This window comes from Micromonospora sp. NBC_00362, assembly GCF_026342155.1.
Classification (GTDB): domain Bacteria; phylum Actinomycetota; class Actinomycetes; order Mycobacteriales; family Micromonosporaceae; genus Micromonospora; species Micromonospora hortensis.
The window spans coordinates 2,699,661-2,725,233 of record NZ_JAPENH010000001.1; the positions used below are offsets into that span (position 1 = coordinate 2,699,661).

General features: G+C 71.7%; 20 protein-coding genes and 3 tRNA genes. 14 read left to right on the top strand and 9 right to left on the bottom strand.

The window, feature by feature from the left end; translation table 11 throughout:
* Positions 1–152 precede the first annotated feature (152 nt).
* Both OG992_RS12260 and OG992_RS12265 read left to right on the top strand, forming a co-directional pair.
* Positions 153–4,859 (top strand): hypothetical protein, encoded by a 4,707-nt coding sequence (locus OG992_RS12260; RefSeq protein WP_266303291.1) that lies wholly within the window; start codon positions 153–155, stop codon positions 4,857–4,859.
* A gap of 23 nt (positions 4,860–4,882) precedes the next feature.
* Entirely contained in the window at positions 4,883–5,788 is a 906-nt protein-coding gene (locus OG992_RS12265; protein ID WP_238683273.1) for a ricin-type beta-trefoil lectin domain protein, read from the top strand.
* A gap of 142 nt (positions 5,789–5,930) precedes the next feature.
* Here OG992_RS12265 and OG992_RS12270 read toward each other — a convergent pair.
* From OG992_RS12270 to OG992_RS12280, 3 genes are all read right to left on the bottom strand, one after another.
* Positions 5,931–6,005: transfer RNA gene (locus OG992_RS12270), tRNA-Val, on the bottom strand.
* A gap of 13 nt (positions 6,006–6,018) precedes the next feature.
* Positions 6,019–6,089, bottom strand: a tRNA-Cys gene (locus OG992_RS12275).
* A gap of 34 nt (positions 6,090–6,123) precedes the next feature.
* A tRNA-Gly gene (locus OG992_RS12280) sits at positions 6,124–6,196 on the bottom strand.
* Between the two features lie 387 nt (positions 6,197–6,583).
* Between OG992_RS12280 and OG992_RS12285 the strand changes: the two genes are divergently transcribed.
* The 3 genes from OG992_RS12285 (at position 6,584) to OG992_RS12295 (ending at position 10,923) form a co-directional block, all read left to right on the top strand.
* A complete protein-coding gene (locus tag OG992_RS12285; RefSeq protein ID WP_266303292.1) occupies positions 6,584–7,186 on the top strand; it encodes a TetR/AcrR family transcriptional regulator in 603 nt (200 codons plus the stop codon).
* A gap of 83 nt (positions 7,187–7,269) precedes the next feature.
* Positions 7,270–7,851 (top strand): TIGR03086 family metal-binding protein, encoded by a 582-nt coding sequence (locus OG992_RS12290; RefSeq protein ID WP_238683274.1) that lies wholly within the window; start codon positions 7,270–7,272, stop codon positions 7,849–7,851.
* A 141-nt stretch (positions 7,852–7,992) separates the two neighbouring features.
* On the top strand, positions 7,993–10,923 hold the full coding sequence (locus OG992_RS12295; RefSeq protein WP_266303293.1) for a M36 family metallopeptidase: 2,931 nt from the start codon (positions 7,993–7,995) through the stop codon (positions 10,921–10,923).
* Between the two features lie 43 nt (positions 10,924–10,966).
* Here OG992_RS12295 and OG992_RS12300 read toward each other — a convergent pair whose 3' ends face one another.
* Positions 10,967–11,860, bottom strand: a complete 894-nt coding sequence (locus tag OG992_RS12300) for a hypothetical protein (RefSeq protein ID WP_266303294.1) — start codon at positions 11,858–11,860, stop codon at positions 10,967–10,969.
* A 150-nt stretch (positions 11,861–12,010) separates the two neighbouring features.
* Here OG992_RS12300 and OG992_RS12305 point away from each other — a divergent pair, with 150 nt between their 5' ends.
* From OG992_RS12305 to OG992_RS12325, 5 genes are all read left to right on the top strand, one after another.
* A complete protein-coding gene (locus OG992_RS12305) occupies positions 12,011–12,679 on the top strand; it encodes a methyltransferase (protein ID WP_238683276.1) in 669 nt (222 codons plus the stop codon).
* A gap of 9 nt (positions 12,680–12,688) precedes the next feature.
* Positions 12,689–13,870, top strand: coding sequence for a cytochrome P450 (locus OG992_RS12310; RefSeq protein WP_238683277.1), 1,182 nt, complete (start codon positions 12,689–12,691; stop codon positions 13,868–13,870).
* A 24-nt stretch (positions 13,871–13,894) separates the two neighbouring features.
* Positions 13,895–14,743: a polysaccharide deacetylase family protein gene (locus tag OG992_RS12315; protein ID WP_238683278.1), complete on the top strand. Its 849-nt coding sequence runs from the start codon at positions 13,895–13,897 to the stop codon at positions 14,741–14,743.
* 89 nt (positions 14,744–14,832) lie between these two features.
* Positions 14,833–15,765 carry an ATP-binding cassette domain-containing protein gene (locus tag OG992_RS12320; RefSeq protein WP_266303295.1) on the top strand — a complete coding sequence of 311 codons (933 nt, stop codon included), beginning with the start codon at positions 14,833–14,835 and terminating at the stop codon, positions 15,763–15,765.
* The gene (locus OG992_RS12325; RefSeq protein WP_238683280.1) at positions 15,762–16,583 is read left to right on the top strand and encodes an ABC transporter permease subunit; all 822 of its coding nucleotides are present in this window, start codon (positions 15,762–15,764) and stop codon (positions 16,581–16,583) included. The genes OG992_RS12320 and OG992_RS12325 overlap by 4 nt, the downstream gene beginning before the upstream one ends.
* A gap of 36 nt (positions 16,584–16,619) precedes the next feature.
* Here OG992_RS12325 and OG992_RS12330 read toward each other — a convergent pair whose 3' ends face one another.
* The 4 genes from OG992_RS12330 to OG992_RS12345 are packed head-to-tail and all read right to left on the bottom strand — an operon-like array spanning position 16,620 to position 20,840.
* Positions 16,620–17,297, bottom strand: a complete 678-nt coding sequence (locus tag OG992_RS12330; protein ID WP_112585029.1) for a response regulator transcription factor — start codon at positions 17,295–17,297, stop codon at positions 16,620–16,622.
* Positions 17,297–18,868 (bottom strand): sensor histidine kinase, encoded by a 1,572-nt coding sequence (locus OG992_RS12335; RefSeq protein ID WP_266303296.1) that lies wholly within the window; start codon positions 18,866–18,868, stop codon positions 17,297–17,299. Before OG992_RS12335 ends, OG992_RS12330 begins: the two co-directional genes overlap by 1 nt.
* Positions 18,869–18,922: 54 nt before the next feature.
* A complete protein-coding gene (gene bioD, locus OG992_RS12340; protein ID WP_091400737.1) occupies positions 18,923–19,648 on the bottom strand; it encodes a dethiobiotin synthase in 726 nt (241 codons plus the stop codon).
* A 55-nt stretch (positions 19,649–19,703) separates the two neighbouring features.
* The gene (locus tag OG992_RS12345; protein ID WP_266303297.1) at positions 19,704–20,840 is read right to left on the bottom strand and encodes an 8-amino-7-oxononanoate synthase; all 1,137 of its coding nucleotides are present in this window, start codon (positions 20,838–20,840) and stop codon (positions 19,704–19,706) included.
* Between the two features lie 167 nt (positions 20,841–21,007).
* Between OG992_RS12345 and bioB the strand changes: the two genes are divergently transcribed.
* The 3 genes from bioB to OG992_RS12360 are packed head-to-tail and all read left to right on the top strand — an operon-like array spanning position 21,008 to position 22,711.
* The gene (bioB, locus tag OG992_RS12350) at positions 21,008–22,003 is read left to right on the top strand and encodes a biotin synthase BioB (RefSeq protein ID WP_238683283.1); all 996 of its coding nucleotides are present in this window, start codon (positions 21,008–21,010) and stop codon (positions 22,001–22,003) included.
* A gap of 5 nt (positions 22,004–22,008) precedes the next feature.
* The gene (locus tag OG992_RS12355; protein ID WP_238683284.1) at positions 22,009–22,200 is read left to right on the top strand and encodes a hypothetical protein; all 192 of its coding nucleotides are present in this window, start codon (positions 22,009–22,011) and stop codon (positions 22,198–22,200) included.
* A gap of 4 nt (positions 22,201–22,204) precedes the next feature.
* Entirely contained in the window at positions 22,205–22,711 is a 507-nt protein-coding gene (locus OG992_RS12360) for a GNAT family N-acetyltransferase (RefSeq protein ID WP_238683285.1), read from the top strand.
* Position 22,712: 1 nt separating this feature from the next.
* On the opposite strand, the gene OG992_RS12365 is transcribed toward OG992_RS12360, so the two are convergent.
* Positions 22,713–23,240 carry a DUF488 family protein gene (locus OG992_RS12365; protein WP_266303298.1) on the bottom strand — a complete coding sequence of 176 codons (528 nt, stop codon included), beginning with the start codon at positions 23,238–23,240 and terminating at the stop codon, positions 22,713–22,715.
* Between the two features lie 139 nt (positions 23,241–23,379).
* On the opposite strand from OG992_RS12365, the gene OG992_RS12370 reads away from it, so the two are divergent.
* Positions 23,380–25,533 carry an acyltransferase family protein gene (locus tag OG992_RS12370; protein WP_266303299.1) on the top strand — a complete coding sequence of 718 codons (2,154 nt, stop codon included), beginning with the start codon at positions 23,380–23,382 and terminating at the stop codon, positions 25,531–25,533.
* Positions 25,534–25,573: the final 40 nt, after the last annotated feature.

Genomic DNA, 25,573 nt, shown 5'->3' on the forward strand with positions numbered 1-25,573 from the left:
CTTGACCAGCCCGGACAGGACTGTCCTGTTCGGAACAACGGCGAGCCCTTCCCAGCGCCCGGCCTAGCTCGTGACGATCCCTCTGATCCCCTGACGGGTTGGGCAGAACGCCCGTTGCCCTCTCGGGGACCACTCTCGAGGGAGGCACCCGTATGGGACGCACGCCGTTGGCAGCCCGGACCACTGTGGCGCGCGGCGCCGGCTGGCGCCGACTCCTGGCGACGCTGACGGCGTCGGTCGTCCTCCTGTCCACCGCCGCCCTGATTCACGCGACTCCCACCCAGGCAGACCCGAAGGCACCACCACCGGCGCCCGACTCCCCGGCGGCCGACCCGTCGGAGGTGGCCCCCGGCAAACGCGCCGCACTCCTGGGGCCGCGGTGGCGGACCTCGAAAGACCGGGCCTGGGTCACTTCCGGGGACGCGGACGGGCTGCACGTCCTGGTGGCCGACGCGCGGGAGGGCTACCGCTGGCGCACGGCGGCGACCTTGTCCGAGCCGGGCTTCGACACCGACAGGTGGATCGGGAACGCGTGCGTGACCGGCTCCGGCCGGCGTCTCGTCGTGGCCTACGCGCCACGCACCTTCACCAACGAGGCGGCGCTGTTCGACCGGGGGGCGTTCACGGCGGTGGTCGACCTGACCACAGGGGCGGTGGTGAAGCTGCCGGTGCTGTCGTCGCTTGCCTACTTCAGCCCGGCCTGCGGGGTCGACGAGAGCGCCGTACTGACCCAGGCGCGTACGGCCGACCAACCCGGAGACACCGCCACCCGGACGCGGCTGATCCGGGTGAACGCGGCCAGTGGGAGGACCGACACGCCACTGACCCTGGATGGTCAGGTGACCTCCGCCGTTCCGATGGCCAACGGGCAGATCGTCGCGGTCGACGCCAATCGGCTGATCCGCATCGACGGCACGGGTAGACGGGTCGCGGTCGCCGGCACGAGCGGGGTGCCGTTCCGGCTGGTCGCGGGTTCGGACGGGGGTGTGTCCTTCCTCGACCGCGAGGGCGACGTCGCTTCGGTCCGGCGGGTGGGCGCCACCACCGTGACCCGGGCCAGAGCCGGTCAGCGCCGTCCCGCAGGACCAGTGCACACCGTCGCGAGGGGCAGGCTCACCGAGATCGACCTGGCGCCGGGAGCCGGTGGGCGCACGTTCGTCACAGGTGCGGCACGGCGCCCCGACGATGCGGGTCCCGCAGGCCCGGTGCGGCTACTGCCCGTACCGAAGGGCGCCGAGCTGTCCACCCTCGGTGGGGCTGCCACCATCACCAACTCCTGGACCCCCGAACACGGTGGTGACAGTTCGGCAGCCCGTACGGTCGGGTTGACCCTGTCCTTCACCTCCACCGGCAAACAGGCCGCGTTCACAGTGGACCCCGGCACCGACCGGACCGCGGCCGCCGGCCGGGACATGCACCCGTCACTGGTCGCGGGAAAACCCGCAAACGCTCGCAAGTCGTCCACGACCACCGCGGCCGGCTCCCCGAGCAATCCGGTCGAGGAGGAGCGGACCTGCTCGGTACCGCGTAACGATCCACGCAACCAGGCGCTCCAGCCCAAGCCACGCCAGGTGGAGTGGGCGGCTAACCAGGCGGTGAAGAACGCACTCACTGTCGCGCGGCCGGCGAACTGGAAGAGCCTCGGCATGCCCGCGTACACGCCGCAGGGGCTGTTCCCACCGGTGCCGCTCGACGGCGGGGGCGCCGTACCCGCGCAGATCCTGCTGGGCATCGCCGCCCAGGAGTCCAACACCTGGCAGGCGTCCAGCAACACCGCCCCGGGCGTCACCGGCAATCCCCTGATCGGCAACTTCTACGGCCGCCAGGTCTACGACGACGACGCCGGGAACGACTGGGACGTCGACTTCGCCGAGGCCGACTGCGGGTACGGGGTCATGCAGGTCACCGACCGGATGCGCCGGGCAGGTCGGGAACGACCTGGTGACGGGCCCGCCCTGCCGTACGAGACGCAGCGCGCCGTCGCGTTGGACTTCGCCGCCAACATCGCCGCCGGGATGACAATCGTTCAGGAGAAGTGGAACGAGACCCGGCGAGCCGGTCTGATCATCCACGGCGGCCAGGCGCATTTCCTGGAGAACTGGTTCTTCGCGTTGTGGGCGTACAACTCGGGGTTCCACCCACAGAGCACTGCCGCCCAGAACAACGGCGCCTGGGGAGTGGGGTGGATCAACAACCCGGCGAACCCGATCTACCCGGCGAACCGGCTGCCGTTCATGGACTCGACGGCGGCCGACGCCTCCAACCCACAGCGATGGCCCTACCAGGAGAAGGTGCTGGGCTTCGCGGCTCGCCCCAACGAGGTGCTGGAGGCCCCGAACGTCCTCGTCGCGCAGTTCCGCCCGGCGCAGTGGAACGGGGGTCCCGTCGCCGGTCCGGTGAACCGACGCGGGGTCAAGCCGCCGGTCAACCTGTTCTGCGATGCCACGAACAACTGCGAGCCCGGCGCGCAGCACGAACCGACCGCGCCCGGCCTCGAAGAGCAACCGCCGGGGCCGTGCGCCCACCGCAACGCCGCCGGCCAGTTCGACCTGAAGTGTTGGTACAACAAGGCGGTCAGCTGGAAGCCGAACTGCCTCGACACCTGCGGCTACGAGTTCATCCGGTTCGACGAGGGATACGCCTACCAGGAGGACGGCACCTCCTACCCGCCACGGTGCACCCGTGACGGTCTACCCACCGGCGCGTTGGTCATCGACGACGTCCCGGCCGACGTCCCCGCCATCCGCCCCAACTGTCCCGGTACGGGTCCCCAGGCCGGTACCTTCACGCTGAACTTCGCGATGGACACCGCAGGGTTGTTCCCCTCGAAGGTGGACTTCCACCAGTTGGGTAGTGGCTTCGGCGGCCACTTCTGGATGGCGCACACCCGGCACCGGGACATGCGCGACGGCAAGCAGAAGGTCTCCGGCACCTGGGCACTCAGCCAGCCGATCCACGGCTGGACCCGGGTCATGGTCCACCTGCCTCAGCAGGGTGCGTGGACCCGGCAGGCCGACTATGTCATCGACCTCGGGAACGGGCAGACCCGTCACCGGGTGGTGAATCAGGCGGTCCAGGCACTCACCTGGGTCGACCTCGGGGTATTCCCGCTCGCCGGCGATGCCCGGGTACGGCTGAGCACCGAAACCGTCGACGGTGACGGTGAGGACGCGGTGGCCTTCGACGCGGTCGCTTTCGTGCCCACCACGAAGCCGTTGGCCAACTACGTGGCGATGGGTGACTCCTACTCGTCCGGTGAGGGCGTCGCACCGTACTTCACCAACAGTGACTACAAGCGTTCCAACGGCGACGTGAACGACTGCCACCGCTCTCGGACCGGGGCCTTTCCCACCCAGGTGAAGCTGCCCGGCCACACCAAGACGATCGCGCAACAGGCCGCCGAGGGCACTGCCTCGTTCGGCTTCATCGCCTGCTCCGGCGCGATCTCACCGGAGGTCAGTCTCGACGCCGCCAACGACCCGCCCGCATCCAGCGACGTCGCTGGGCACACGGTGTGGGGTGACGTCGGTGGCACGTGGGGGCGCAAGTCGCAGAAGAGCGGCGAGGTCATCCAGGTCGACCAGGGGTGGCTCGACGTCGACACCACCCTCGTGACGCTCACCATCGGAGGAAACGACGCCCGGTTCGCCGAGGTCATGCGCAGCTGCATCGCATCCCAGGACTCCTGCTACTCGCCGTCGCACAAGCTCACCCGAGGCAACGGCAAGGTCGATCCCGAAGCACTGCGGGTCTACGGGAAGAAGATCATCCGGGATTGGCTGGGAGAACACCTCGAAGCCACCTACCGGGCCGTCGCCGCCAAGGCCCCCAACGCGCAGATCCTCGTCCTCGGATATCCGCAACTCTTCCCCGACAAGCCCGCCTCGAGCGGCTGCATCGGCATCGAGAAGACCTCCCTGCACTTCCTCAACACCCTCGGCGACCTGCTCAACATCGCCATTGCGAACACCGTCGAGAAGGTACGGCAGGACGGCGTGAACATCCGATTCCTCAACTCGACCCAGACCTGGCGGGAGGGCGTGGCCCACTGGGCGTGCTCCTTCATGACCATCGAGTGGAGCAACGGCGTCATCGCCACTGCCTCCCCGGGCAGTGGCCAGGAGGTGCCGGGCAGGGGCAGCTTCCATCCCACCGCGGAGGGACAACAGCAACTCGCGGCGATCGTCAACAAGCAACTGAACGGTGTGAGTACGGCGGCGACCGTGAAGCAGCGGATCCTCGACTACGTCGCCACCCGGACACCGAAAAACGGACGTTGGGTGGTCAGCGACGCGCAGGCGCTGCACGCCGCCGAGACGTGCCTACGACTCAGCGCCCACGGAGGAGTCGTCGGCGACCCGTGCATGGATCTTCCCCTGATCTTTCCCACGACCGGAAACGCAGCCGGCGCAGCCGAGAATGATCTCGACGCACTCGTCGCCAACCCGCCCTGGGTTCACCTCAACTTCGTCAGCAACACCGAGATGGAAAAGGTGCAGAGCCGGGACTGGATGGACTCCGCGCCATATGCCCAGAGCGCCTGCCCGGATCCGCGTGTGCCCACCGGCCACCAGTGCGACGAGTATCCCTTCTACTCCAGCGCGCTCGCCGCCGCATGGGACTTCATCGAGGGCGAAACGTCACCCAGCTCGACGAAACTCAAGATGATCCCGGCGCCGGAGAACAGAGCCGAGGGCAGCGCGTTGCGGTGGTTCTACCCGACCTGCGGCATACCGACCGGAACATATGTCGGCTCCGCGAACGGTGGCCAACCACTGACGGTCGGCGGCGGCTATCTGACCATCCCGATCGTCACCGACCCGCCCTCCCAGGCGCCGTTCACCTTCTACGTCTGCTGATCAACCAGCCAGAGGAGAGAATCATGCTCAAAACGGTCCGAAGAGTCGTGGCGGTGCTCACGCTCGTGATCACCACGGTGATCACCGGGCTGACGGTGATGGCGCCTCCCGCCTCCGCAGCCGAGTGGGATCCGACGATGCCATCAGAGTGGCGCCGGCGTGCGCTCTTCGCCGGAGGCATTCCGTCGAACCTGCGCCTGGACGTGCAGTACGGGGGCGGACATGGAACGCCTGTTCACCTGTGGTCTTCCAGTAACGCACCGACCCAGGTCTGGGTGGAGGAGGCAGCCGACCAGGGCGGCTTCTACCTGCATCCCGGATTCAACCGTTGGCTCTGCCTCGACTTCGACGGCGACCGGGCGGCCGGAGCAACCCTCAAGGTCAACAACTGCAACGGCTCCGCGTCCCAACGCTGGCACGAGGGTTTCCAGTACGACCACGCCTTCGGCCTGGTCACGCACAGCGACAACCAGTACTGCGTCGATGTCCCGACCAGTAACTTTTCGAGCGGGCAGATCCTGCAGATCTGGGGCTGCAACCAGACCAACGCTCAGCGGATCTATCACGCTGGCTGTTACGAGGATAGCTGCCTGGGACGTAACCCGGAGACCATGGGGTGCGGGCTCGTCTCGCAGGTTCGAGTCGACTTCACTGTCAACAGCAGTCGGGTCACCCTGCACTACTCATCTACCTGCAATTCCAATTGGGGTCGGATGACAGCCGGCCAGGGAATCAATATTGGCAGAAAGGTCCTGATACAGCGGTACTGGCACCGCGTCATCCAAGACCAGTTCTCATCGGATTACCTCCTCGGAGGTCAAACCGGATTTACCTCGATGTACGGCCGGGGTCTTGGCTGGACATTCTCGGTGTGCTTCGACGACACGCATAACGGCGGGCCACTCGAGTGCAGCGGGCTGGTGCGATGAGCCTCCGGGCCGGATAATCCGGATGGCCGGACGCCCGGTCGGGACGAAACCGTCTCGATCGGGCGTCTACTGGCTCTCGACACAAGGCCACACAAACGGAACGGCTCGTTACCGGACTTCCGGTAACGAGCCGTTCACCTGCTGGTGGGCGATACTGGGTTTGAACCAGTGACCTCTTCCGTGTCAAGGAAGCGCGCTCCCACTGCGCCAATCGCCCGTGCTTGTTGCCGAGGTGGGGACGGGATTTGAACCCGCGTACACGGCTTTGCAGGCCGTTGCCTCGCCTCTCGGCCACCCCACCGAGGTTGCCCCCGTCATACGTGGCGGCAGCTCCGAGCGGACGACGGGATTCGAACCCGCGACCCTCACCTTGGCAAGGTGATGCGCTACCAGCTGCGCTACGTCCGCACGCCCCCGGACGTTCCCGGGTGACGGATGAGAACTTTAGCCGAGTGGGTGTTTGACTGCCAACTCGGGGTCGCCTCGGCGCGTCAGGGGTGGCCGGGGCTGGAGCGGAGTCACTCTCGGCCGGCTTCCTAGGGGGCTGGCCTGATGGCTGAATCCAGCACGGACCGTCACACTCCGACATTCCTCGGCAATGATCGTCATCATCGCGTCGCATGCCCGACCATCGACGTCTCCACCACCCGGCACCGGGCAGCGGACCTCGATGAACACTCTCCGTGGAACGACAGACGACACCCGAAAGAAGTGTCCGGCTTCCGACTGTCACCGCGCGGATCGGCGCGTGGTGGTAACTGTTCGTGTTCACTCGGATGGGCTACGGTAACGGTCGTGACGAGACGTGCGGCCGAGATCCGCCTGGATGCCCTGCTGCGCACCGCCTGCGACGTGATCGTGGAGCGCGGTCTGGCCAACACCCGGACAGCGGACGTGGCGAATGCCGCGGGCGTGAGTCAGGCGTTGGTTTTCTACCACTTCGCCACCAAGGAGCGGCTGCTCGCGCAGGCCTTCGCGTACGCGGTCGAGCAGGATCTGGCCCGACTCGACGCGGTGACCCGCTCCTCGGCCACACCGCTGACCAAGCTCCGCCGGATCCTCAAGCTCTACACCCCGGCTGGGCGGGCGACCTCCTGGTCCATGTGGATCGACGGCTGGTCGGAGTCGCTGCGTACGCCCGAGTTGGAGAAGGTCTCCCGGCGGCTCGACCTGCGCTGGCGGCAGGACCTGGCCGCGGTGATCACCGCAGGGGTGACCGACGGCACCTTCCAGTGCGCCGACCCCGACGGGGCCGCCTGGCGGATCAGCGCGGTGATGGACGGCCTCGCCGTCCAACTCGCCGTGCACGACCGGGTGATCTCCCGCCGCCAGTTCGGCGAGTGGGTCCGGCTGGTCACCTCCCGAGAGCTCGGCCTGGACCCGGCCGACCTGGACTGAGCTGGGCAACCCAGCAGCGATCCCCCGCACCGGGCCGGGCAAAACGGACTCAGTCCGCCCCGTCGACCGGAACAATCGGCAGCATGGACCTCCTGGAGGCGTACCGCCGGAGCCTGGCCGAATTCATCGACCGGGTGGATCAGATCGAGCCCGGCCAGTGGTCCGATCCGACACCCTGCTCGGACTGGGACGTCCGCACGCTCGTGAACCACGTGGTGACCGAGGACCGGTGGAGCGTTCCGCTGCTCGCCGGCCGGACCATCGACGAGGTCGGCGACCGGCTCGACGGTGACCAACTCGGCGCCGACCCGATCGCGACGGCCCGGGAGGCCGCCGCGCAGGCCGAGATAGCCGCCACCCACCCCGGCACCATCGATCGCACAGTGCACCTCTCCGCGGGCGACACCCCGGCCACCGAGTACCTGCGGCAACTCCTCGCCGAGCACCTCGTGCACGGCTGGGACGTGGCGGTGGCCATCGGCGCACAGCCCCGGCTCGACCCGGACGCGGTGCACGCCGCCGCCCAGTGGTTCGCCGGTCAGATCGACGCCTACCGGCGCAACAAGCTGGTCCACACCGGCGTACGGGTGCCCGACGACGCCGACGAGCAGGACCACCTGCTGGCCGCGTTCGGCCGCGACCCCGACTGGGCGCCGAGCGACTGAGCGAATCTCCGATCTGTTGGTGCGATAGCGGCTCGGGACCTTGCCGCGACCTCGGGAGACTGATATCCACAGATGCGCATGCGTCACCGCGCATCTGTGGTCGGCGACTGGCCGACCACCTCGCTCCCACGAGGAGGTCCCGTGCCACAACCGGAGTGGTCACCCCCGATGAGCCGGCCTCGACGCCGGCTCATCGCCATCCTGGCGACGACGGCGACGGTCGCCGCGCTGCTCCCCACCGGCGTGAGCACCGCGGCCCCCACCGGCGGCGCGGCGTCCGCCGAGCGCCGGTCCGGGCCGTTCGCCGAGGGCCACGCGCCCGCCGACGCCGACAACCGCACCGGTACGGCGGCACCCGACGCCCGCCAACGCGGCCTGGCCCGCGCCGTCGACCCCGACGTCCGGTGGAACCGGCTCGGCACCCCGCAGGCGCTCGGCCCCGGCCGTACCCCGCTGGCCAGCGGGCTGCCCGCCGACCCGGAGGCCGCCGCCCGCGCCTACCTGGCCGCCAACCACCACCTGTTCGGCATGGACGCCGCCACGGTGGCCAGCATGGAACGGGTGCTGGTCCGGCCGATCGGCAACGGCACAGTGGTCACCCTCCGGCAACGCTTCGGCGACCTGCCCGCCGGGCCGGACGGCCTCGTCACCCTCGCGGTCGCCGACGGCGCGGTGCTGTCGGTCAACTCCTCGCTGGCCCGCAACACCGGCACGCCGACGCCGGCCACCCGCACCGCCGAGCAGGCCTACGCCGCCGCGCTCGCCGACGCCAAACTGACCGCCGACGCGGTGGCCAGCCACACCATCCGGTCGGTGGCCGTGCCCACTCCGCTGGACGGGCCACGGGCCGCCTACGAGGTGACCATGATCGGCGCGGACACCGAGCACCCGGCCGCGTTCACCAGCTACGTGGATGGCAGCACCGGGCAGGTGCTGGTCCGCGAGGACCTCGTCGACTTCGACTCCGACAACCCGAGCTGGGCGGTCTTCCCGGCCACCCCGCCCCGCGACCTCGGCCCCGGGCAGGACCCCCGGGTGCGCTGGTGCGGCGACCCGACCCCCGGCTGCCAGGCCGCCTTCCGCGACCCGGCCACCGGCCAACCGTGGGACGTCGACGCGGCCACCGGCACGCCGACCTTCACCTCGCGCGGCAACTCGGCCAACACCGTGTTGTCCTGGGGTGCCGGCACCCCGGTCGTGCCGGCGCCCACCAGCCCGGAACGCCACTATGAGTACCCCTTCACCGACCAGTGGCACCAGGCCCGGTGCAACCCGGGGGTGTTCACCTCCGCACAGCGCAACGACGCGGACGCGTCGATCGCCAACCTCTTCGCCATGCACAACCGGATGCACGACTGGTCGTACCAGCTGGGCTTCAGCGAGTCGGCGTGGAACCTCCAGGCGGTCAACCTCACCCCGTCCGGCCTGGGCGGTGACGCCGAGCAGGGCCGCGCCCAGCAGGGCGCGCTGACCGGCAACCGGAACAACGCCAACCAGGGCACTCCGCGCGACGGGCTGCCGCCGACCACCAACATGTACCTCTGGCAGCCGCAGGCCGGCGGGCCGTACCCGCCGTGCGTGGACGGCGACTACGACATGACGGTGATCGGTCACGAGTACACCCACGCGATCACCAACCGGATGATCGCCGGCCCGGACAGCGGGATCAGCGGCCACCAGGGCGGGGCGATGGGTGAGTCCTGGGGCGACCTGCTCGCCGCCGAGTACCTCTTCCAGCACGGACTGCGCGCGCCCGGTGAGACGCCCTTCATCACCGGCGGCTACGTCACCGGCAACCTGGTCAGCGGCATCCGCAACTACGACCTGAGCCGCAGCCCGCTCAACTACTCCGACATCGGCTACAACACCGCCGGCCCGGCCGTGCACGCCGACGGGGAGATCTGGGGCGCCACCAACTTCCGGGTCCGCTCCGCCCTGGTGAAGCGGTACGGCCTCGGCACCCCGCAACGGCAGCTCGACTGCGCGTCGGGCACTGTCGCGGCAGATCAGTGCCCGGGAAACCGGCGCTGGTCCCAGCTGGTCTTCGACTCGTTCCTGCTCCAGGCCGCCAGCCAGGTCAGCATGCTCGACATGCGCGACAACATGCTCACCGCCGACCTGCTCCGCTTCGGCGGCGCGAACCAGGACCTGATCTGGGCCGAGTTCGCGCGCTCCGGCATGGGCCGGGACGCCGCCACCAACGGTGCCGGCGACACCGACCCGACGCCGAGTTTCGCCTCACCGAGCGGCGGCAACGCGACGCTCACCCTGCGCCCGCGCGGGGACAGCGCCGAAGCGCCGATCCGGTTGTACGTGGGGGCGTACGAGGCACGGGCCGTGCCGGTGGCCGACACCGATCCGGCGACGCCGATCCCGGACACCGTGGAGATGGTGGCCGGCACGTACGACCTGCTCGCCGTGGCCCCCGGGTTCGGGCACCAGCGGCTCAGCGTGGTGGCCAAGTCCGGTCAGGACGGATACGTCGACCTGCGGTTGAGCCGCAACCTCGCCTCCGCCGCGTCCGGCGCCACAGTCACCGGCGACGGTGTCAACCTGGACCGGGTCGTCGACGACACCGAGGCGACGAACTGGGCGTCCCTGGACGGGGTCGCCGGCCGGCAGCTCACGGTGGCGCTGCCGGGCGACGCCCCGCGGACGGTCAAGCGGGTGAACGTCAGCGCGATGCTGCGCCCGGCGATCACCGGCGACCCCGACACCGGCGCCCAGAACGCGCTCACTGCCCTGCGCTCGTTCGCGGTGTCCGCCTGCAACGCGACGACCACCGACTGCGCGGATGCGACGCGCTGGCAGCGGATCTACACCAGTGCGGGGGACGCGTTCCCCGGCGGGGCGTACCGGGCGTACAGCCGCGACATCAACCTCCGGACGTTCGCGGTACCCACCACCCTCGCCACCCACCTGCGCCTCGAGGTGCTGGCGAGCCAGTGCACCGGCGGCCCGCACTACGCGGGAGAGCAGGACGACGACCCGGCCACGACGACGGACTGCGCGACCGCCAGCCCGGCCCGGAGCCAGGTCAGGATCGCCGAGTTCCAGGCGTTCTCGAAGTGACACAGTGGGGCCGGCGGGTGTCCGCCGGCCCCACTGCCCTCGATCAGCGGTGCGCTCGGCGCCAGGGATCGGCGGCGGCCGGGCGCTCCCAGCGCCGGTCCACCGGGGGGTCGTCGGCCTCGTCGGTGTCCCCGGCCACGGCCCGGGTCAGGTGCCGCAGCCGCAGCAACAGCCCCACCCCGAGGAAGAGCAGCAGCCCGCCGAGCAGGAAGGCGAGCTGCACCACGCCGAACGCGCCGGACTGCGCGACCGGGCGGTTGGCAGCCGGTGGCGCGGCGTCGGCCGGGTACTCCTCGACCGGCTCCTCCGTCGCCGTGCTCTCGCCCTCGGCCGGCGCGCTAGCGGATTCGGTGGGCTCCGGCGGGGTCGCCGTCGGCTTCGGCGTACTGGTCGGGGCGCCGCCCACTCCCACCACCGAGCGGGTGGCGGTCTGCCGGGCCAGCAGGCGCAGGTTGGCGTCGTACGCCTCGGCCGCGAGGGTGACCCGCCCCTGGGTGACGTCCTCGGCGAAGGCCACCCGGTAGCGGGCCGTGACAGTGCGGCCGGGGCAGAGCGTTCCCGGGTCGAGCTGCCGGTCGGTCAACCGGGCCACGTCACCCTCGGTACGGATCTCCAGCGGAAAGTCGCCGTTCTCCTCCACCCGATCCATCTTCACCTGGTCGAGCCGGAGGCCGCCCTGCACGGTGAGCACCATCGACCAGCGCACCTTCGCGCACCTGGCACGCCGATCCGTCTGGGAGACCACAGCGGAGATCGTCCGCACCTGCTCACCGGCGGTGAACCGACCCGGCAGGCCGCTCATCTCGGTGGTGAAGGCCGCCTGTGCCGGGGCGGCCACCGCCAGCTCCACCCCGCTCAGACAGGCCAGCACCACCCCTGCCCTCAGCGCATACCGCCACACCGTCACCACCGCCGTCCGCCGTTCGGTCGCCTCCACCCCGCAACGCTAGAAGCGGGGCACCGCGCCGACCAGACGGGTGTGTTCGCACCGGACGGCAAGGACGGGGTGGGTTTTCACCGCCCGTGGTGAACCGGTCACCGCTCCCCCGCGACACGCCGGGAGTCGGGCCGCTGGGAGAATCACACCGTGTCCGAGCTCTCCAGCACGTTCGTCCGGCTGCACGCCCGGCTGGCCCCGGTCCCCTTCGTTCCCGAGGTGCTGCTGCACCAGGCGGACGAGCCGATCGGCCTGTGGGAGCTGACCGAGGGCGAGTTCTCCACCGACCGGCCGCCGCCGTTCTGGGCGTTCGCCTGGGCCGGTGGGCAAGCCCTCGCCCGTCACGTCACCGACCACCCGGAGCTGGTAGCCGGCCGGCGGGTGCTCGACCTCGCCTCCGGCTCCGGCCTGGTGGCCATCGCCGCCGCCCGCGCCGGCGCGGCGTCCGTGCGGGCCGTCGAGGTGGACGAACTGGCGGTGGCGGCCGTCGCCCTCAACGCCGAGGCCAACGGGGTACGCGTCGACGCCGAGTTCGGCGACATCCTCGACGGCGACGCCGGGGACGCCGAGGTGGTGCTCGCCGGGGACGTCTTCTACAGCGAGGCGATGGCCCGCCGGGTCCTGCGGTTCCTGTTGCGCGCCGCCCGGGCCGGCGCGCCGGCGCTGGTCGGTGACCCCGGCCGGGCGTTCCTGCCCCGGGACCGCTTCGACGAGGTGGCCGGGTACGACGTGCCGGTGCCGGAGGCGCTGGAGAGTGTGCGGGTGAAGCGCACCACCGTCTGGCGGCTGCGAGCCGGGCTGCCGGGGGCCTCCGGCTAGCGTGTCCGGGTGCTGTTCCGCAGCTGGGCGCAGGTGGCCGACCCCGCATGGCCGGACGTGGCCCGGGTGCCGGACCACGTCGGCGGCACCCACCTGGTCGTGACCCGGCACGCGCTGGTCCGCCAGGTCCTCGCCGACCCGGTCACCTACCGGCCGGACAACGCGCTGGACGCGGTGACACCGATGCCGGTGACCGCGCTGCGGGTGCTCGCCGGGCACCGGTTCCGGTTGCCGCCGACCCTGGCGAACAACTCGGGCGTCAGCCATCCGCAGATCCGGGCGATCGTCGCGGAGGCGTTGCACCCGGCCCGGGTGGCCGCGCAGCGGCAGTGGCTCACCGCACTGGTCCGCGACCGGGTCACCCGGATCGGCGCCGCGCTCGACGCCGGCGAACCGGTCGACCTGTACGCGGACCTCGCCGCCGACCTGCCGCTGCTGGTGCTGGCCCGGCTTGTCGAGTTGCCGGACGCGCCGGTCGGCGCGGTCAAGGAGTTCGCCCGCGCCGCGCTGGAGTTGTTCTGGGCACCCCTGGACGCCGACCGGCAGGTGGCGCTCGCCGCCGAGGTCGGCCGGTTCCACCGGGTACTGCGGGACTTCGCGGCCACCGGTGGCGGTCTGGCCGCTGAGTTGCGCGCGGCCGGGCACCCGCCGGACGTGGTGGTCGGCGCGCTCTTCTTCCTGTTGGTCGCCGGGCAGGAGACCACCTCGCAGTTCCTCACCCTGCTCCTGCACCGGCTGGCCGGCGAGCCAGTGGTCCGGGCCGGCCTGCGTAGCGGCGAGGTAGCGGTGGCCGACGTGGTGGAGGAGGGGTTGCGGCTGGAACCACCGATCGTCACCTGGCGGCGGGTGGCGACGACGGAGAGCACGCTGGGCGGCACACGGGTGCCGGCGGGCAGCAGTCTCGTGCTGTGGCTGGGCCGCGCCGGTCGGGACCCGGCGGTGGTGGAGTCGCCCGACGAGTTCCGTCCGGGTCAGCGTGGATCGCGCCGGCACCTGGCGTTCGGGGCGGGGGCGCACCGCTGCGTCGGGGACGTGCTGGCCCGAATGGAGGCGGCCGTGGTGGTGGCCGAGGCCGCGCCGCTGCTGGACGGGGTGACGGTGCTCCGTCCGCCCTGGTGCCCGGACAATCTCACCTTCCGGATGCCGGACGCGTTCGTGGTCCGCCGCTCCCCCGGGGTCACCGGATCCTGACATCCGCTCGGTATGTTTCCGGGCGTGTCAGCCATCCCCACCCGTCGGATCCCTGCCGTCGTAACGCTTCTGGCCCTGCTGGCGTTGACTGCCTGCACAGTCGGTCCCAGCCACCCGGCGCACGCTCGGCAGGTCACGGCGGCCCAGCCGACTCCGTCCGCCTCGGCACCCACCCCCTCGGCCTCGCCGTCCCCGACCGCGAAACCCGCGTTCAAGAGCCTGGCCTGGTACGTGTCCCAGGTGCCGACGTTTCCCGAGGCCCCGCAGCCGCAACCGGTGGCGCTGCCCACTACCGGTTCGGCGGCGTTCTGGCACCGACTGCCGACCGACCAGAAGGTCGCCTTCATCACCATCGACGACGGTGGGCTGGCCCGCCCGCCGGGGGTGATCGACTTCATCTGGGAGGCGCGTATCCCGGTGACGATGTTCCTCAACTCGCCGGCGGCGGCGGAGCACACCGACTACTTCCGGCAGATCGAGGCGGTGGGCGGGGTCGTGGAGAACCACACCATCTCGCACAACTCGCTGGCCGGCCGGTCGTACGACTACCAGAAGCAGGAGATCTGCGGCGCCGCCGACAAGCTGGAGGGGCTGTTCGGCAAGCGGCCCACCCTGTTCCGGCCACCGTTCGGCGAGCATGACAGCACCACGCTGAAGGCCGCGCACGACTGCGGCGCGAAGGCGGTCTTCCACTGGACCGAAACCGTCCACGAGGGGAAGGTGCGCTACCAGACCCCGGAAAAGGTGGTCCAACCCGGCGATGTGCTACTGATGCACTTTCGCCCGGCGCTGATGGACGACCTCCTCGCGGCACTGAAGGCGATTCACCGGGCCGGGCTCACCCCGGCACTGCTGGAGCAGTACGTACGGTGATCGGCCCGTCGCCGACCTGACGAAAGTCAGGGGCGGGTGGTGCCGTTCGGGCGCGGCGGGGCGCCCGGCCGCTCGCCTAGCGTCAGCACATGATCACATTACGTGGGTTGACGAAACGGTTCGGCCCGACAGTCGCTGTCGACGCGTTGACAGTCGACATCGCGCCCGGCCGGGTCACCGGCTTCCTCGGCCCCAACGGCGCCGGCAAGTCCACCACCATGCGGATGATCCTCGGGCTGGACCGTCCCACCGCCGGGCAGGCTCTGGTGGGCGGGCGCGCGTACCGGGAGCTGCGCCGACCGCTGCACGAGGTGGGCGCGCTGCTCGACGCCCGGGCCATCCACCCGGCCCGGTCCGGCCGGGCGCACCTGCGTGCCATGGCGCACAGCAACGGCATCCCGGCCCGCCGGGTCGACGAGGTGCTGGACACCGTCGGGCTGGACGGACGGGCCGCCGGCAAGCCCGGCCGGGCCCTCTCCCTCGGCATGGGTCAACGACTCGGCATCGCCGGGGCGCTGCTCGGCGACCCGCCGGTGCTGATGTTCGACGAGCCGGTGAACGGCCTCGACCCGGACGGGGTGCGCTGGGTGCGGCAGCTGACGCGCTCACTGGCCGACGAGGGGCGGACGGTCTTCGTCTCCAGCCACCTGATGAGCGAGATGCAGCTCACCGCCGACCAGCTCGTGGTGATCGGCCGGGGACGACTGCTCGCCGACTCGCCGATCGGCGAGGTGATCGCCCGCAGCACGGTAGCGGTCCGGGTCCGCAGCCCGTACCCGGACGGGCTGGCCGCGCTCGCCGCGCGCCTCACCGCCGCCGGGGCGAGCGTCGAGAGCGCCGACCGCGACGCGCTGACCGTCACCGGCGCCACCGCCGACCAGGTCGGCGACCTGGCACACGAACTGGGGGTACGCCTGCACGAGCTGAGCGCGCACGCCGCGTCGTTGGAGCAGGCGTTCATGGAGTTGACCGCCGACAGCGTCGAGTACGCCGGCGGTCCGACCGAGGGTGGGCAACGATGAGCACGCAGACCGACGCGGGCACCCGCCCCGCCAGCACGCCGGCCGCTGGTGCGTCGGCCACCTTCCGGGGGGCTGTCGCCGCCGAGTGGACCAAGCTCTCCTCGGTGCGGAGCACCTGGTGGACGGCACTGGCCGGGCTGCTGGTGATGTTCGCGAGCGCCGGCCAACTGGCCATCTACGTCGCCAACGACAACACGAACGACGACCCGACCGACGACCGGGGGATCGTCACCGTCGGCAGCGTGCTGATCGACTCGGTCGAGCTGACCCAGTACGTGGTGCTGGCGCTGGGCCTGCTGGCGATCACCGCCGAGTTCACCAGTGGCACCATCCGCACGACGTTGCAGTGCACCCCGTCGCGCGGTCGGGTGCTGCTGGCCAAGGCCGCGGTCGCCGGTGCGGTCACCTTCGCGCTCGGGCTGGTGCTCGGCGGCGTCGGCGCCCTGGTCGCCCGACCGGTGCTCGGCGAGTGGGGCAGCGCCCCCGCCGCCGACACGATCGGCGACATCGTGGCGGTGGCGACCTACCTGGCGTTGATCGGCGTGCTCGCCCTGGGTCTCGGCGCCGCGCTGCGCAGCGCGGTGCTCACGCTCACAGTGCTTCTCGCCACCCTGATGATCGTGCCGCTGTCCCTCCAGGAGCCGGACATCGACGTGTTGAACCGCATCGCCGACGTGTTCCCCGGTGTGGCCGGCGGGCACTTCCTGGCCGGCGACACCGAGCCGTACCCGCCAGTGGTCGGGCTGCTCCTGCTCGCCGGATGGGCGGGCGCCGCGCTGCTGCTGGGCCGGGCCGCCCTGCGCCGCCGCGACGCGTAGGGCCGGCGAGCTGGGCGGGGGCCGACCGGTCCCCGCTCAGCCGTCGACCAGCCCCGCCTCGTACGCCAGGATCGCCGCCTGCACCCGGTTGCGTACGTCCAGCCGGGTGAAGATGCTGGTCAGGTAGCTCTTCACCGTGCCCTCCACGAGGTGCAGCCGGCGGGCGATCTCGGCGTTGGAGAGGCCCGCCCCGACCAGGGCCAGCACCTCCCGTTCCCGCTCGGTCAGCCCGGCGGCACGTTCCCGGGCGGCGGGTCGGCGGGCCAGCCGGTCGGCCCCAAGCTCGATCACCCGGCGGGCCACCCTCGGCGAGAGGTACGCCCCGCCGTCGGCGACGGCGTGCACACCGGCGATCAGCTCACGCGGGTCGCCGGCCTTGAGCAGGAACCCGCTGGCACCGTGCCCGAGCGCCCGGGCCACGTGGTCGTCCTCGCCGAACGTGGTCAGCATGATCGTCGCGGTGTCCGGCACGACCCGGCGGATCTCGGCGGCGGCAGCCAACCCGTCCAGCCGCGGCATCCGGATGTCCAGCAGCGCGACCCTGGGTCGGTGGGCCCGGACCAGCTCCACCGCCGCGTGCCCGTCGCCGGCCTCGGCGACCACCTCGATGCCGGGATCACTGGCGAGGATGGCCCGGACACCGGCCCGGATCATCGCCTCGTCGTCGGCCAGCACCACCCGGATCGGCGGCGCCCCGGTCGTGTCGGTGTCCACTACGCGATCCACTCCTTGCTGACCAGTCGGCCGTCGGTGAAGCAGAGCCGCCAGGTCGGTGCGGCGAGGGGGAAGTTGCCGTCGGTGTAGTACTCGCAGCCGGCCCGGTCGAGAGGTGTCGGGCGTTCCAACTGCCGCCGGGGCAGCCCGACCAGCTCGGACCGGGCCGCGCCGACGCGCAGCTGGTCGAAGGTGGCCCGGTCCAGCACCGTCCCGGCGGTCGCCACCGGGTAGTAGACGAACGAGAGCACCAGGGCGAAACCGACCGGGGCGACGAGCGCCACCAGCAGGCTGCGCCGAACCCGCCGCCGGGCGTCGTGCAGCCGCCGCTCGGCGTCCACCGGCCGCTCCGCCGGACCCTGTCGCTCGTCGGACCATGGCGTCGGCCCGGCCTCGACCACCGACCCGATCGCCTCGGGCGGCGGTGCGGTGGCCGGCAACACCGCCCGTACCGCGAACCCGCCGTCGGCCCGGTGGCCGGCGTCGAGCGTCCCGCCGGCGAGGCGGACCCGCTCGGCGAGGGCGAGCAGCCCACTGCCCTGCGACGGCGGGGCGGGCAGCGGCCCGGCCGGCGGAGCGTCGTTGACGACTGTCACCTCGACCCGGTCACCGTCGCGGGCGAGGCGCACGTCGACCGGGGCGCCCGGGGCATACCGGGCCGCGTTGGTCAGCGCCTCCCGGACGATCCGGTGCGCCGCGTGACCGGTCATCGCCGGTAGGTCCGCGACCACCGGGGCGGCGTCCAGCCGTACCGCCATGCCGGCCTCCCGGGCCCCGTCGACCAGGTCCGCGACGGTCTCCCCGCTCGGACGCAGCGACGCGCCAGCCTCCTCGCGGAGCACCCCGATGATCTCGTGCAGTCGCTCGGTGGCGGCGGAGACGCTGGCCCGCAACTCCCCCGCCGCGGCCCGGTGCCTGTCGTCCAGGTCGGCGGCGACCTCCAGGGCGGCGGCGCGCAACGCGATCAGGCTGAGGTCGTGACCGAGCGAGTCGTGCATCTCCCCGGCGATCCGGGCCCGCTCCCGCAGCCGGATCCGCTCGGCGGCACCCCGTTGCTCGCGGGTCAGCGCGTCGACGTGCCGGCGACCGGCGTCGGTCAACTCCTGCTGCTGGCGCCGGTACCGGCCGACCAACCAGGGGAACACGGCGGCGAAGAGCAGCACCGAGGCGAGCAGGAACCAGGTGGCCGCGCCGGCGCCGAGCAACCCCAGGTTGAGCGCCGTGCCACCGGCCGTGATCAGCACGAAGACCATGATCGCCGGTCCCACCGTGGCGCTGCGCCGCCCGGCGAGATAGCTGAAGACCGGTATGGCGAACACGAAGTTGCCATCGACCAACGACCCGAGCACCGCCAGCACCAGGGCGACCAACGGTTGACGTCGACTCGCCGCCACCGCCACACCGAGCAGCAGCAGCTTGCCGACCAACAGCGGCAACGTGTACCGCGTATAGGGCGGGCTGGCCTCGGCGTAGCCGACCGGGGCGGCCACCACCGCAAAGAGCAGCACGTCCAGCAGCAGGTGACGCCGCCGGTGCAGCCAAGCCGACGGCGGGGAGTCGAGGATCCGCACGGCGGTCAGGCTACCCACGCCCGACCTGGGCGGACACCGACGAAAGTCAGGTGTTCAGCCGCTCTCCTCGGCCCAGACCCGCCAGTCGTCCAGCACCCCGTGCAGGGCCGGGGTGAGCCAACCCGGCGCGGACCGCCGGAACACCCCCGGGTCCATCGCGCCGGCGCCATCGGGCAACGCGCCGAGCAGGTTCGGCACCAGATCGGTGAGGTTCGTCCAGTGCACCAGCTCCGGCCGGGCCGGCCAGGCACCGATCACCACACCGGCCGGCACCGCCCTACGGTCCAGCGCCTCCAGAGTCAACGCCGTGTGGTTGAGCGTGCCCAACCCGGCGCGGGCGACCACCACCGCTGGCGCGCCGAGCGACACCGCCAGGTCGGCCATCGTCCACGGCTCCCCCGACGGTCGCAGCCCCATCGGCACCAGCAACCCGCCCGCGCCCTCGATCAGCACGAGGTCGTGCTTGTCGGCCTCCGCGCGGACGGCGTCCACCGCCGCGTACAACTCCAGCGGCGGCAGGTCGGCGACCCGCGCGGCGGCCAACGGGGCGAGCGGATCCGGGTAGCTGGCCAGGGTCCGACCGGTCAGCGGCGCAGCCAGCCGGTTGACAGCGTCCACGTCGCCGGGCTCACCGCCAGCCGTACCGGTCTGACCCGGTTTGACCACCGCCACCCGCAGCCCGGCCGCCTGCGCGGCGGCCGCGATCGCCGCGGTCACCACCGTCTTGCCGACCTCGGTGTCCGTCCCGGTGACCAGCACCGACCCCGCCCACCCGGTCATAGCGGCACCTCGGTTCGCGACTGCGGGGCTCGCAAACCCGGCTCACTCCTCGCGCTCACGGCGCAGAGTCCACTATGACGTCCAGCGCCCGTTCGAACGCCGCCCGGGTCACCCCCGCGCTCACAGTGAGGCGCAGGCGGGACCGGCTGTCCGGGGTGGACGGTGGCCGGAAACAGCCCACCGCGACGCCCCGGTCCCGGCAGTCCGCGGCCCACGCGGTCGCCGCCTCCGGCCCCGGGGCGGTCACCGAGATCACCGCCGCGTCCGGGGCGGAGACGGTCAGCCCGGCCGCGCGCAGTCGACCGACCGCCAGTCCCACCCGGTCGGAGAGTTCGGCGCGCAGGTCGTCGCCGGCCTGGGCGAGCCGCAGCGCCGCGTGCACACCGGCGGCGACCGCCGGCGGCAGTGCCGTGTCGAAGATGAACGTGCGACCGGTCTCGACCAGATGCCTGACGAACTCGGCCGGGCCGGCGACGACGCCACCCGCGCCACCGAGCGCCTTGGACAGGGTGGCGGTGACCACCACGTCCGGCTCGCCGGCCAGCCCGACGGCCGCCACCGCGCCCGCGCCGGCCGGGCCGGTCAGGCCCAGCGCGTGCGCGTCGTCGACCAGCAGCAGCGCGCCGTGACGGCGGGCCACCGCGTGCAACCGAGCCAGTGGGGCGAGATCACCGTCGACCGAGAAGACCGACTCGGTCACCACCACCGCCGGGCGGCCGGGAGCGGCCGCGAGCGCGGCGGCCACCGCGTCGACGTCGGCGTGCGGCGTGACCACCGTCTCCGCACCGGAGATGCGGCAGCCGTCGATCAGCGACGCGTGGTTGTGCGCGTCGGAGACGAGCAGCGTCCGAGGTTGGACGAGCGCCCGCAGCGCGCCGAGGTTGGCCAGGTAGCCGGAGGAGAAGACCAGGGCGCCGTCGGTGCCCAGCCACCGGGCCAGATCGTCCTCCAGCAGCCGGTGCGCGTCGGTGGAGCCGCGAACCAGTCGCGAGCCGGTAGCCCCCAGCCCGTACGCCGACAGGGCCGTCGTGGCCGCGGCGATGACGTCCGGGTGGGTGGCCAGGCCGAGGTAGTCGTTGCCGGCCAGATCGGTCATCTGATCGTCGGCCGGACGCGGATGCAGTCGCCGGGTGAGCCCGGCCTTCGCCCGCAGCTCCGCGCGGCGGTCGAGCGCCGCCAGCCAGTCCGCCACCGTCACCCTCCCCCGCTGTGCGTGCCGGTCAGCCCGACACCCGCCGGGCGAAATTACCACCCGCCGCCACCAGCCCGACGATTCCACTCGGTGCGAGGTGCCGACCGGGCCGCCAGGTCATTCCGGCTGATCGAGGGCTCTCGCACAGGCCTAGTAGGGTACGAGCCATGCCAGAGATCCTCGACCAGGCCCGGACCCAGGTCCTGGGTGACGGTGTCGGCCTCGATCAGGCCGGCATCCTCGCCGTGCTGAACCTGCCCGACGAGCACCTGCCCGCCGCCCTCCAGCTCGCTCACGACGTGCGGATGCGCTGGTGCGGCCCGGAGGTCGAGGTCGAGGGAATCGTCTCGCTCAAGACCGGCGGGTGCCCGGAAGACTGCCACTTCTGCTCGCAGTCGGGCCTGTTCACCTCGCCCGTGCGCTCGGTCTGGCTGGACATCCCGTCGCTGGTCGAGGCGGCGAAGCAGACCGCAGCGACCGGGGCGACCGAGTTCTGCATCGTCGCCGCGGTCCGCGGTCCGGACGCCCGGCTGATGAAGCAGATGCGCGAGGGCGTCGCCGCCATCAAGGCGGCTGTCGACATCCAGGTCGCCGCGTCGCTGGGCATGCTCAGCAAGGAGCAGGTCGACGACCTGGTCGACATGGGTGTGCACCGCTACAACCACAATCTGGAAACCTGCAAGTCGTACTTCCCCAACGTGGTCACCACGCACTCGTGGGAGGAGCGCTGGGAGACGCTGCGGATGGTGCGCGACTCCGGCATGGAGGTGTGCTGCGGCGGCATCCTCGGCCTCGGTGAGACCATCGAGCAGCGGGCCGAGTTCGCCGCGCAGCTCGCCGAGCTGAACCCGCACGAGGTGCCGCTCAACTTCCTCAACCCGCGTCCCGGCACCCCGCTGGGTGACCGTCCGGTGGTGGAGGGCAAGGACGCGCTGCGGGCCATCGCCGCGTTCCGGCTGGCCATGCCGCGCACCATCCTGCGGTACGCCGGTGGTCGCGAGATCACCCTCGGCGACCTCGGCACCCGTGACGGTCTGCTCGGCGGCATCAACGCGGTGATCGTCGGCAACTACCTGACCACGTTGGGTCGACCGGCGACGGCCGACCTGGAGCTGCTGGACGAGCTGAAGATGCCGGTCAAGGCGCTCTCCGCCACGCTGTGACGACAATGACGACGACGGAGCTGTGGTGCGACCGGTGCGGTGAGTCGACGACGGCCACCGCCCACCCGGCCTGCGCGTCGGCCCGCCAGTTGGAGCCGCCCCGGTTCTGCCCCCGCTGCCGTCGCCGGATGAAGGTGCAGGTGCTGCCGGTGGGCTGGGCGGCAATCTGCGTCGAACACGGCGAGATCCGGGGCTGAGCCGGTGCTGCGAGGGCGGGCGGTGACCCTACGACCGGCGACGGCCGCTGACGTGCCGGCCCTCGCCGCGATCCGGGCCGACCCTGAGGTACGCCGGTGGTGGCGGGGCGGCGACGACCTGGCCGACTCCGTGCGCGCCGACCTCGCCGACGACGACCTGCACGTGTACGCGATCGAGCACGACGGTCGGGTGATCGGCGCGATCCAGTGGTACGCCGAGGCGGACCCGGACTACCGGCACGCCAGCCTGGACGTCTTCCTCGACCCGGCGGAGCGCGGCGCGGGTCTCGGCGGTGACGCCATCCGCACCCTGGCCCGACACCTGATCGACGAGTACGGTCACCACCGCTTCACCATCGACCCGGCCGCGGCGAACAGCGCCGCCATCCGGGCGTACGCGAAGGTCGGTTTCCGTCCGGTGGGGGTGCTGCGCCGCTACGAGCGCGGCGCGGACGGCCGCTGGCACGACGGCCTGTTGATGGACCTGCTCGCCGACGACCTGGTGGAGTGACTCAGCCGTCCCACAGCAGGTGGCCGTCGGGCAGTCGGCGGGCGCCCTCGGCCGGCCGGTGCGGGCTGAGGCGGCCGTCCGGCATCAGGTGCGCCACGGGGACTCCGCCGCCCAGCGTCGCGACGTCGGCGATCAACCGCCGGTGGCAGCGCCACCACACGCTCTCGCTGCACATGATCGCGGTGGTCCGACGATCCGCAGCGGCGAGCACCTCGGCGAGCGCGTCGTCGAACTCGGCCGTCCGCGTGTGGGCGGCGTACGCCCGGAACGCCGCGACCGTCCACCAGGTGTCCGGCTCCGGCTCCCCGGCGGGGACGTGCCGTCGTCCACCGAGCCGCGGCTCCCAGCGGTAGTCGACGCCCCACTCGGGCAGCCACAGTTCGAGTTCCTCACGGCGGACATCCGGGTTGGTGCGACTGGCCGGGTATCGCCGGACGTCCACCACCTGGGCGATCCCGGCCCCGGCCAGCAACTCTCCCAGCCGGCCCCGATCGGCGGCGCCATGCCCGACGGTCAGCAACTCCCGCACGATCGTGACGTGCCCGAAATCCCGCCAACCTATCCACCCGGGTTGCGCCGGCGCGGGCCGGGCCCCGGGATGCAGCCCGATACTGCTCCATTTGCGGCATTTATCCCATAACAGCCACATCGGGCTTATCGTGCCTGAGGTGAGAGTGGAGACGAGGGGACCAGACACGAGCGCCGGCCCGATCCTCGCGGGCCGGTTCCGTGGCGACATCGAGGGGCTGCGAGGGCTCGCGCTGGTGCTGGTGCTGGTCGGGCATGCGGGCATCTCCGCGCTCCCCGCCGCGTTCGTCGCCGTTGACGTCTTCTTCGTGATCTCCGGGTTCCTGATCACCGGACTCCTCGTCGACGAGATCCGCCGGACCGGCGGAATCCGCATCGTCGACTTCTACGCCCGACGTGCCAAGCGGTTGCTGCCGGCAGCCACCGTCGTCCTCGTGGCGAGCCTCCTGCTCACCTACCTCCTCCTGCCCCCGATCCGGTGGTCCGAGACTGCCCGGGACGCCCTGGCCAGCGCCGTCTACGCGATGAACTGGCGTCTGGTGGAGCAGTCGACCGACTATCTGCGCTCCGAGGAGGCCCCCAGCATCCTCCAGCACTTCTGGTCGCTCGCCGTGGAGGAACAGTTCTACCTGGTGTGGCCGCTGCTCCTGCTCGTCGTCGCCCTCCAGGTTTCGCGCCGCACGTCCCGGCACGCCGACGCGCGGCGTCCGATCCCGGGCGGTCGGCCGGGCCGACACCGCAGACCGTTCCTCGGCGACCGGATGTCCCAGTGGCTGCTCGCCGCCTTCGCCCTGGTCGGCATCCCGTCGCTGGCCTGGTCGATCCACCTGAGCCAGACCGAACCCGCGCGGGCGTACCTCGTCACCACCACCCGGATGTGGGAACTGGCGTTGGGCGGCGGTCTGGCGATCCTGGGTGGACACCTGTCCCGGCTGCCGCGTCCCGCCGCGATAACGCTCGGCTGGGCCGGTATGGCCACTGTCGGCCTCGCCGCGACGCTGATCCGACCGGAGACCGCGGCCTACCCGGGATATCTGGCGTTGCTGCCCACCCTCGGCGCGGTCGCGATCATCGCGGCCGGGCCCGGCGCCGGACGATACGGACCGGCTTTCCTGCTCAACAGGCGGCCGATGCGCGCGGTCGGTGCCGTGTCGTACTCGTGGTATCTGTGGCACTGGCCGCTGCTGGTGGTGGCCGAAGCCCGGTGGGGGCCGCTGGGAACCACCGCCGGCCTCGCGATGATCCTCTGTTCGGCCGTCCCGGCGGTGCTGACCTACCACCTGGTGGAGAATCCATTCCGGTACGCGCAGTTCTCCAAGGCCCGCGTGCTGCGCATGGGACTGGCAGCCACCAGCGTCACCGTCCTCACCGGAATCGGGTTGCAACTGGCGGTCCGGCCACCGGTCTCGGCCCAGGCACCACTCGCCGGTGCCGCCCCGCCGGGCGCGTCATCCGGAGGCGAGCGGGCAGCGGCACCGGTGGACCGGTTCGCCCGCATCACACCCGATCCGCTCGAGGCCCGCGACGACCTGCCCGACGTCTACCGGGACGACTGCGTCACGCAGGCGCAGGAGGCAAGCCTGCGCAGCTGTACCTACGGCGACAGTGACTCGGCGGTCGAAGTGGCGCTGGCCGGCGACTCCCACGCGGCGCACTGGGTGCCGGCCCTACAGGTCATCGCCGCGGAGCGCGGCTGGCGGCTGGTCACCTACATCAAGACGACCTGTTCCTTCCTGACCGCGCCGATCAGCATCGCCGGGCGGCCGGATCCCAGCTGCACGGAGTGGAACCGCAATCTCCGCACCGCGCTCACCGGCGAGCGACGGCCTCGGCTGCTCATCGTCTCCAGCGTGACCCAGATTCCGCTGGTGGACGGCAGCCCTCCACCACCGGGCCCGGCGACGACGGACGCGCAGACGGCCGCGCTGTCGGAGACGTGGTCGGAAATGACCAGGGCCGGCCTGCCGCTGGTGGTCATCCGGGACACCCCGTCGTTCACCGTGGACATCGCCGAGTGCGTCTCGGCGAATCGCGAGCGGCTCACCGCCTGCGCGCAGCCCCGGGAGCGCGCGCTCACCTGGGGCATACCGCAGGAGCGCGCCGCGGCAGCGGTGCCCGGCGTGCGCCTGGCCGACCTCAACGACGCCATCTGCCCCACCGAACCGTGCCCCGCGGTGATCGACGGGCTGCTCGTCTACCGGGACGCGCATCACCTGACCGCCACGTACGCCCGCAGCCTCGCCCCGCGGCTGCACGACCGGTTGCGTCAACTCGTGCCACAACACCTGCCGTAGGCAAGCATCACCGCAGCTCGTGGACAGTTGCCGTTCCGCG

Excerpts from the sequence above, each read along its gene's own strand:
- OG992_RS12260 (WP_266303291.1), top strand. The coding sequence starts at position 153 with ATGGGACGCACGCCGTTGGCAGCCCGGACCACTGTGGCGCGCGGCGCC.
- OG992_RS12265 (WP_238683273.1), top strand. The coding sequence starts at position 4,883 with ATGCTCAAAACGGTCCGAAGAGTCGTGGCGGTGCTCACGCTCGTGATC.
- OG992_RS12290 (WP_238683274.1), top strand. The coding sequence starts at position 7,270 with ATGGACCTCCTGGAGGCGTACCGCCGGAGCCTGGCCGAATTCATCGAC.
- OG992_RS12320 (WP_266303295.1), top strand. The coding sequence starts at position 14,833 with ATGATCACATTACGTGGGTTGACGAAACGGTTCGGCCCGACAGTCGCT.
- OG992_RS12325 (WP_238683280.1), top strand. The coding sequence starts at position 15,762 with ATGAGCACGCAGACCGACGCGGGCACCCGCCCCGCCAGCACGCCGGCC.
- bioD (WP_091400737.1), bottom strand. The coding sequence starts at position 19,648 with ATGACCGGGTGGGCGGGGTCGGTGCTGGTCACCGGGACGGACACCGAG.
- bioB (WP_238683283.1), top strand. The coding sequence starts at position 21,008 with ATGCCAGAGATCCTCGACCAGGCCCGGACCCAGGTCCTGGGTGACGGT.
- OG992_RS12355 (WP_238683284.1), top strand. The coding sequence starts at position 22,009 with ATGACGACGACGGAGCTGTGGTGCGACCGGTGCGGTGAGTCGACGACG.